The 6,985-nt window shown below is 45.4% G+C and carries 10 protein-coding genes and 2 pseudogenes; 9 read left to right on the forward strand and 3 right to left on the reverse strand.

Annotation, left to right across the window (positions count from 1 at the left end; genetic code table 11):
* The 8 genes and pseudogenes from B2089_RS07745 to B2089_RS12090 form a co-directional block, all read left to right on the forward strand.
* Positions 1-835 (forward strand): amino acid ABC transporter permease (locus B2089_RS07745; protein WP_296686607.1); only part of this gene is annotated, 835 nt, incomplete at its 5' end.
* A 48-nt stretch (positions 836-883) separates the two neighbouring features.
* Positions 884-1,247: pseudogene (locus B2089_RS07750) on the forward strand (transposase); the annotation flags it as partial.
* A gap of 96 nt (positions 1,248-1,343) precedes the next feature.
* Entirely contained in the window at positions 1,344-2,015 is a 672-nt protein-coding gene (locus tag B2089_RS07755) for a M15 family metallopeptidase (protein ID WP_296686608.1), read from the forward strand.
* A complete protein-coding gene (locus B2089_RS07760; RefSeq protein WP_296686610.1) occupies positions 2,012-2,701 on the forward strand; it encodes a M15 family metallopeptidase in 690 nt (229 codons plus the stop codon). The genes B2089_RS07755 and B2089_RS07760 overlap by 4 nt, the downstream gene beginning before the upstream one ends.
* 23 nt (positions 2,702-2,724) lie before the next feature.
* The gene (locus B2089_RS07765; RefSeq protein ID WP_296686613.1) at positions 2,725-3,771 is read left to right on the forward strand and encodes an HAD family hydrolase; all 1,047 of its coding nucleotides are present in this window, start codon (positions 2,725-2,727) and stop codon (positions 3,769-3,771) included.
* 109 nt (positions 3,772-3,880) lie between these two features.
* Positions 3,881-4,084 carry a hypothetical protein gene (locus tag B2089_RS07770; RefSeq protein WP_296686615.1) on the forward strand — a complete coding sequence of 68 codons (204 nt, stop codon included), beginning with the start codon at positions 3,881-3,883 and terminating at the stop codon, positions 4,082-4,084.
* Positions 4,038-4,514 (forward strand): HAMP domain-containing protein, encoded by a 477-nt coding sequence (locus tag B2089_RS07775; RefSeq protein WP_296686618.1) that lies wholly within the window; start codon positions 4,038-4,040, stop codon positions 4,512-4,514. The genes B2089_RS07770 and B2089_RS07775 overlap by 47 nt, the downstream gene beginning before the upstream one ends.
* Positions 4,515-4,559: 45 nt before the next feature.
* Positions 4,560-5,000, forward strand: a pseudogene (locus B2089_RS12090) (adenylate/guanylate cyclase domain-containing protein); the annotation flags it as partial.
* Here B2089_RS12090 and B2089_RS12095 read toward each other — a convergent pair.
* The gene (locus tag B2089_RS12095) at positions 4,973-5,500 is read right to left on the reverse strand and encodes an MATE family efflux transporter (protein ID WP_414717868.1); all 528 of its coding nucleotides are present in this window, start codon (positions 5,498-5,500) and stop codon (positions 4,973-4,975) included. The pseudogene B2089_RS12090 and the gene B2089_RS12095 sit on opposite strands and share 28 nt — an antisense overlap.
* Before the next feature lie 257 nt (positions 5,501-5,757).
* On the opposite strand from B2089_RS12095, the gene B2089_RS07785 reads away from it, so the two are divergent.
* Positions 5,758-6,327, forward strand: a complete 570-nt coding sequence (locus tag B2089_RS07785; protein ID WP_296686623.1) for a TetR/AcrR family transcriptional regulator — start codon at positions 5,758-5,760, stop codon at positions 6,325-6,327.
* A 24-nt stretch (positions 6,328-6,351) separates the two neighbouring features.
* On the opposite strand, the gene B2089_RS12100 is transcribed toward B2089_RS07785, so the two are convergent.
* Positions 6,352-6,498: an aldo/keto reductase gene (locus B2089_RS12100; protein WP_414717867.1), complete on the reverse strand. Its 147-nt coding sequence runs from the start codon at positions 6,496-6,498 to the stop codon at positions 6,352-6,354.
* A gap of 31 nt (positions 6,499-6,529) precedes the next feature.
* Positions 6,530-6,985, reverse strand: a 456-nt coding sequence (locus tag B2089_RS07790) for an aldo/keto reductase (RefSeq protein ID WP_296686626.1), incomplete at its 5' end; no start/stop codon positions are given.

The following is a 6,985-nucleotide window of genomic DNA, read 5'->3' on the forward strand; positions in this document are numbered from 1 at the left end:
CCTTGCCATCCTTGCCATCCTTGCCGCCGCGTTCCTCGCGTTCGTCGTGCCGTATTGCCGCCGAGCCGCCGCACTCGATTCCTGCCCCGACTCGCTCCTTCCGTCGATGGCGTATATGCTCGTGAACAACCGCGCCACTTGGATTCGCGGCGCGTGGGGGACACTCCGCGTGTCGGTCTTTGGGACGGTCATCGGCTTTGCGCTCGCCGTTCTGCTCTCGTTCTGCCGTGCGCTTCCCGCGCAGAAAAAAGACCCGCTCATCGTCCGCGCCGCAAAACGCCTTGCAGTCCGAGCGGAAAAAATCTATGTCGCCGTCGTGCGTGGAACCCCGATGATGGTGCAGTCGTGCATCATCTACTACGCGGGCTTCGAGGTCGCCCGCGCTCTTATGCCGGGGCAGCCGCTAAGCGAGATAAACCGCGCGTGGAGCTTCTTCGCAGCCGCGCTCATCACCGTTTCGATGAACACCGCCGCCTACCTTGCCGAAGCGTTGCGCGGGGGAATGGAGTCGCTCGACCGCTCTCCTGTGGAAGCCGCGCAGATGGACGGCGCGAGCCACTGGCAGACGATGACGCGCATAATCTTCCCGCAGGCACTCCAGAACGCGCTCCCCGCAATCGGAAACGAACTCGTGAACAACATCAAGGGAACTTCCGTGCTGAACATCATCGGCTTCGTGGAGCTGATGTTCGCCACAGGCACGGTCGCGGGATTCTACTACCGCTACCTTTCCGCCTACCTCATCGCCGCCGTGATTTACCTCGCGATGACCGTAACGATTACCCGCGCGGTGGAATGGACAATGCGGAAAGCGGGGATAAGCGAGAAGAAGTAACAGGAAATCCACGCTTGTGCGGAGAAAATATAAAGCAATCCTGCCGCGAGCGGGAAAGTCATCGTCCTGATTGTCCCTGTCTGCTCAAAAGAGAGCTTAATGCCTATAATACTCTTGCCTTGTGCTTGAAGGCTCGACGATTCATTCTGACGGCTGGAAGGCTTATGACGGCTTGATTCTCAACGGCTACGACCACTACCGGGTTTTCCATAGTGAAAACGAATTCGCAAGAGGGAAATACCATGTGAACGGAATCGAGAACGTGCAAACTTTGTTTGCGTGGAGCTTCGCCAAATTCAACGGTTGTGATTCCGACAAATTTGTGATACATTTGATGGAGTGCGAGTTGCGATACAACCACCGCAACGATGATTTATACAAGGAGCTGACTAAAATTCTGAAAAGATACTAGTCAAGAGCCATTGCTTTTAAGCTATGCTAGCAATACAGTGTTGCCTCAAAAACTGAAGTTTTTAGAGGCTCTCACTTTTTACTAAAGGAGGAAAAAATGAAGAAACTGAAAGCTTTTAGCACAATTTTGATATTTGCTTTTGGATTTTTTGTCGTTGGCTGTGAAAGTACAAAAAACTACGGTTACAAGGGAAAACATCCTGATTACCTTGTGTTGGTAAACAAGACGCACCCTATAAGTGTGGATTATGCAAAAAGCCTTGACCTTGTGACGGTGGATACCGTTTATGATGACGAAACTGCCGAAATCGAGAAAGCTACTTACGAAGCATACCTTTCGTTGCAATCTGCTCTTGAAAAACAGGGAATTGAAATTGGTATTGACTCGGCGTATCGTAGCGTGGAATATCAGGAGCAAATAATGCTCGATTTTACTGAAAAATACGGTGAAGAGTATGCCCGCAACACCGTGGCGGTTCCAGGAACGAGTGAGCATCATACCGGGCTTGCAATTGACATAGTGCCAAAGGTTAACGGAGAATGGAAGTGGGAGAATGAGGATATGATGCAGCTTCCTGAGCTTTTCTCTAGAATTCACAAGGAACTCCCAAATCACGGCTTTATCCTTAGGTTCTTAAAAGGCAAAGAAAAAATTACGGGGTATTCATATGAACCGTGGCACATTCGTTATGTGGGGAGTGTAGAAGTTGCACAGGAAATTACCGATTCAGGACTTGTGCTTGAAGAGTATCTGGAGGAATTCAAATGAAAAAATCTATTATTTTTGCCACTGTTATAGCAATTGCTTTTTCGGTACTTTACGTATCATGTAAACAAAGTGATGTCGCACCGAAAGGCTTTGTCTATCTTGCAGAAGCTGTTCCCGATGCGATTCTTGAAATCCGCTACTATTCCACCTACAACTTTGTTGGAGATCGCATTAACGGCTATGAAAAGCCTGTTGCACTTCTTACCACCGAAGCGGCAGAGGCTTTGAAAGCTGTGAGCGATGATGTAAAGGCTCAAGGCTACCGCCTCAAAATCTACGATGCATATCGACCTCAGCGTGCAGTAACGCATTTTATAAATTGGGCTAAAGATACTTCGGACACTAGGATGAAACAGTATTTCTATCCGAACCTTGATAAATCAGTGTTGTTTACTCAGGGCTACATTGCAGAAAAATCGGGGCACAGTCGTGGGAGTACGGTGGATTTGACATTGTTCGATATGGAGAGTGAAAAAGAGGTTGATATGGGTGGCACTTTCGACTGGTTCGGAATTGAAAGCCATCCCGACTACATGCAAATTTCCGAGGAACAGTATGCAAACCGCATGATTCTTCGAGAAGCTATGCTCCGCCATGGTTTCAAGCCTCTCGAAGAGGAATGGTGGCACTTTACCCTCAAAGACGAGCCGTATCCCGACACTTACTTTGACTATCCTGTAAAATAGAAAAAACATAAGGAGAAATTTTCATGGAAACAACGAAGAAAACATTTCGTTTTGCAATGTTAGTTTTACTCGCAACATTTGCATCATTTATTTTTGTTTCCTGTGCAAGTACTCCTCGCACAGGAAAAGGTGCGCTCTCACTTTGGAATGATGACGCGCCTGCAAAGAAGGCTCTCTTTTCTTATGTGTCTGCTGTCACCACCAAAAACTCTCCTGACTTTATCCCTGTTGAGCGCAGAATCGCTACGTTTGACCTTGACGGAACTCTTTTTTGCGAGACAAATCCCACTTACTTTGATTTCCAGCTCTTTATTCATCGCGTGCTTGACGATCCGAATTACACACCTTCGCAGGAGCAGCGTGCACTGGCTGAGGATTTCCGAAGGACGGGAAGAGTGCCTCCTTTAGGAGCGGAATATGAGCGGATGCTTGCAAGTGTGTACAAAGGCTTTACACTCAAAGAATTTGATTCCTATGTGCGCTCATTCATGCAGAGTGATCAGCCTGGCTACAAGAACCTCAAGCGGGCGGACGCTTTCTATAAGCCGATGGTGGAAGTTGTGAACTATCTTGTGCAGAACGGATTCACTGTGTATGTTTCCAGTGGAACGAACCGCCTTATCCTTCGAGCCTTAGTATGCGATGCCCTTGGACTGCCGCCAAAGCAGGTTATAGGCTCCGATAATGTGCTTGTTGCTATGAATCAGGATGGAAAGGATGGGTTGGATTATACTTTCAGTAAAGATGACGACATTTTGCTTGGCGGTGTGAATATTATCAAGAACTTGCAGATGAACAAGGTTTCCACAATTGTAAAGGAAATCGGCTATCAACCGGTTCTTGCTTTTGGAAACAGCCTTACAGATGCTAGCATGGTGAACTACACCATTCACAACAACGAATACAAGTCGCTTGGCTTTATGCTCTGTTGCGATGACATTGAGCGTGAGTACGGCAATATAACCAAAGCCGACAAGATGCGATCGGACTGTGCTGCAAACGGATGGATCCCCATCTCCATGAAAAATGACTGGAAGACCATTTATGGCATCGGCATCGAAAAAAAATGAAAAATCCCTGCGTTATAAAGCAGAAGGACGGACTGCATTAGGATACGAGGAAACTTTAAGCCGGTTAAATAATCTTCAAAAAAATGTTCCGGATATTTAATATCTTTATGTGTACCAAATTCGGGAAGACGGCTGCCATGTAATTTTTGACACTGATGAAGGAAGCGGTGATTATGCCGTTGATGCGCTGATTGAATTTGATCCGACTTTTTTGCCTTATGTTCCTGATTTGCTTGAGGGAAAACAAATTCCGGCGCTTGAGTCAAATGATTCTTACGGATGGCTTTTTGACGCACTATCATCCGATTTTTGACTCAAACGGAAAATGCGTCTGCTATGTTGGCGTTGATATTTCCATGGTGCTTCTTCGAACATACAGACTGAAATTCCTTTTTAGGACAATCATTCTTTCGCTTGTTGCGGTCATTTTGGTTGTGGGACTGGGACTTTGGATTTCGACAAAATTTCTTGTTAATCCGATAAACGGTATTTCACGCCATGCAATTGATTTTATGGGAAAAAACGGAAATGTTGACGGCATGAATGCCTGTGTTTCTGCAATAAAGAAGCTCGACATCCGCACTGGCGATGAAGTTGAAAATTTGTATGCCTCCTTTTTGAAAATGACAGAAAATACAGTTCAAAATATTATTGACATAAACAAGATGCAGGAAGAGCGCATTCAGATAATGCAGAAATATAACGAGGAACTTGAAAAAAAAGTTGAAGAGCGGACTTATTAGCTGAAGCTGGAAAAAGAAAAGTCAGAAAATCTGCTTTTAAATATTTTGCCAAAAGAAGTTTCTGTCGAGCTTACAGAGCATCCGGGAAAAACGATTGCCCAGAATTTTCCGAATGTTACGGTTCTTTTTACTGATATAGTCGGATTTACAAAAATCAGCGGATATATGACGGCTGATGAAGTTGTAAACATGCTCAATAAAATGGTTTCGCTTTTTGACGAAAGGGCCAGACGCGAAGGAATTGAAAAAATCAAAACGATTGGGGATGCATACATGGCAGCCGCTGGACTTACAAAAGATTATGACAACGGCGGGGCTGTAAAAATGATTGATTTTGCACGGGGGCTTTTAGATGATATAAATTCATTTAATAAGGATTCTGCTGTAAAAATCCAGATACGGATGGGAATAAATACCGGAAATCTTGTTGCTGGAGTAATTGGCAAGACAAAATTCATTTACGATATTTGGGGCGACACAGTAAATGTTGCAAGCCGCGGATTCCCGTCGTTCCGCACGAACGAGCCGATGAATGTGGGCGCGATGAAAATCGGGAAGAAGCGGATAATCCACTTCGCATATTCCATCACTTTCGGAAGAATTTCCTCAGATGCGCCGAAAAAAATGAACACGGCATCGTGGAACAGGGCGAACAGCACCCACAAAAGAGATGCAAGCACAATCATGAGGAGGACGGAAGCCGTGAAGAAAGCGTTTGCCGCTTCCTCGTCGCCGCGCCCCTTCGCATCGCCGAGCCGAACCGAGCCGCCCCTCAAAAATCGAATCCACAATGTTGTAGAGCGACGAAACCAAGACCGAAAAATCATGGGAAGAGCCATCTTTAACAAAAGCCTCCCTTCGCTCATCGTTCCCATTATGTTTTCCTTTGAATCTGTCATAGTAACCGCCATAGCCGCTCCTTTGTGTTTTTCATTCAGCACTTGCAAAATAATGGGCAAGTGTCTTATAATTTTCTTGAAAAGCATAGCATGAATTTCCGCCAGCTCAATGGGCAGAATGTGGCAAAGTGTGAGATATGCGACAGATTTTTAAAATGTGCCTAGAAATGCGCAAGGGATAGTAGCGGCGGCGAAGCCGGCCACCGCAACGGAGTCGCAGGCGGAGCGAGGAGGCTGGAGCGATAGCGGATTTCGCAACGAGCACGAATGTGCGAAGTTTCAAGCGACCGCGGATAGCCCGACCCGAACGTAGTGAGGGATGCGCCCAGAAAAAGAGGAAAATCATGACCGAGAAAAAAGAAGATTTAAGAATTGCACGAACCAAGGAATCAATTAAAAAGGCTTTTAAGGAACTGGTCTGCGAACTGCCTTATGAAAAGGTGACGGTCAAGGCCATTGCGGACAGGGCCGGAATTAACCGCAACACTTTCTATCTGCATTATGAAACTACGGATGATGTTTTGAAGGAGATTCAAAGCAGGCATATCAGCGAATATATTGAAAAGGTAAAAGACCTTACCTACACAGAAGATTATCCGAAACTTGTAAGAAGCTTTTTTGAATACAACGAAGCGCAGGATGATTTTTTTAAGAAGGTTACCTGCGACAGCCGTTTTGATTATATCCGCGAAGGAATGCAGAAAAAAGTTTCGGCGCATACCCATCAGCAGACTAAAACCCTCCATGACAAAAGCACCTATATCCAGAATATTGTAAGGGCTTATTCAACATCGGTTCTTACACTCTACCGCCAATGGGTTTCTGACGGCCGTAAGATTCCAATGGAAGAAATGATTGAGCTTGCAACGACTTTGCTTGAAAATGGGATGAAGGGATTTAGGAATCGGCAGTAAGACTTTTCGAGATGCTCTTTTTGTTTACCAGTTTTCGTACCGTTTTCCAGTATTCAGTTTTGTAAGTTCTTTCATTTCAGAATCTGTCAGCTCAAAATCCCAGACGTCAAAATTTTCTGCAATGTGGGAAGAATTGCTGCTGCCCGGTATTGCGATGTATCCTGCCTGCAAATGCCAGCGTACAATTATTTGAGCGGCGGTTTTATTTAGGGTTTATTACAAACCCTAAAAACGGCGAAGTCAAGGCTTTAAGCGTACGCGTGCCTTGTCTCGACGTATTGTGTTTCTTTGCAATTTCAAGAACCTGCGGATTTTTCAGATGCTCTGCTGTATGACCTCGACCGCCGAAAGGATAATAGCTTTCTATGTAGATTCCTTTTTTTGCAGCCCAGTCTCTAAAAGAGTTGTTCTGATATTTGAGGTGATTTTCGTTTTGTATGACAGCTGGAGGAATTTCAAAATCATTTATAAAATGGCTTACTGTTTTTTCTGTGTAAAAATTTGAGATTCCGATTGAGCGGATTTTTCCGTCTTTTGCTGCACGAATCATAGCCTTGTAAACTGCATCGTCGCCTGAGCTGGAGCCGTGCTGATGCAAAAGACAAAGGTCGATATAGGTAAGGCCTAACTGCCTTAGTGAATCTTCAATATCTGCATC

The sequence above is a fragment of the Treponema sp. UBA3813 genome, assembly GCA_002368605.1.
GTDB lineage: Bacteria > Spirochaetota > Spirochaetia > Treponematales > Treponemataceae > Treponema_D.

Coding starts and splice junctions, on each gene's coding strand:
- B2089_RS07785 (WP_296686623.1), top strand. CDS start 5,758: ATGACCGAGAAAAAAGAAGATTTAAGAATTGCACGAACCAAGGAATCA.
- B2089_RS07760 (WP_296686610.1), top strand. CDS start 2,012: ATGAAAAAATCTATTATTTTTGCCACTGTTATAGCAATTGCTTTTTCG.
- B2089_RS12095 (WP_414717868.1), bottom strand. CDS start 5,500: ATGCTTTTCAAGAAAATTATAAGACACTTGCCCATTATTTTGCAAGTG.
- B2089_RS07765 (WP_296686613.1), top strand. CDS start 2,725: ATGGAAACAACGAAGAAAACATTTCGTTTTGCAATGTTAGTTTTACTC.
- B2089_RS07755 (WP_296686608.1), top strand. CDS start 1,344: ATGAAGAAACTGAAAGCTTTTAGCACAATTTTGATATTTGCTTTTGGA.
- B2089_RS07775 (WP_296686618.1), top strand. CDS start 4,038: ATGATTCTTACGGATGGCTTTTTGACGCACTATCATCCGATTTTTGAC.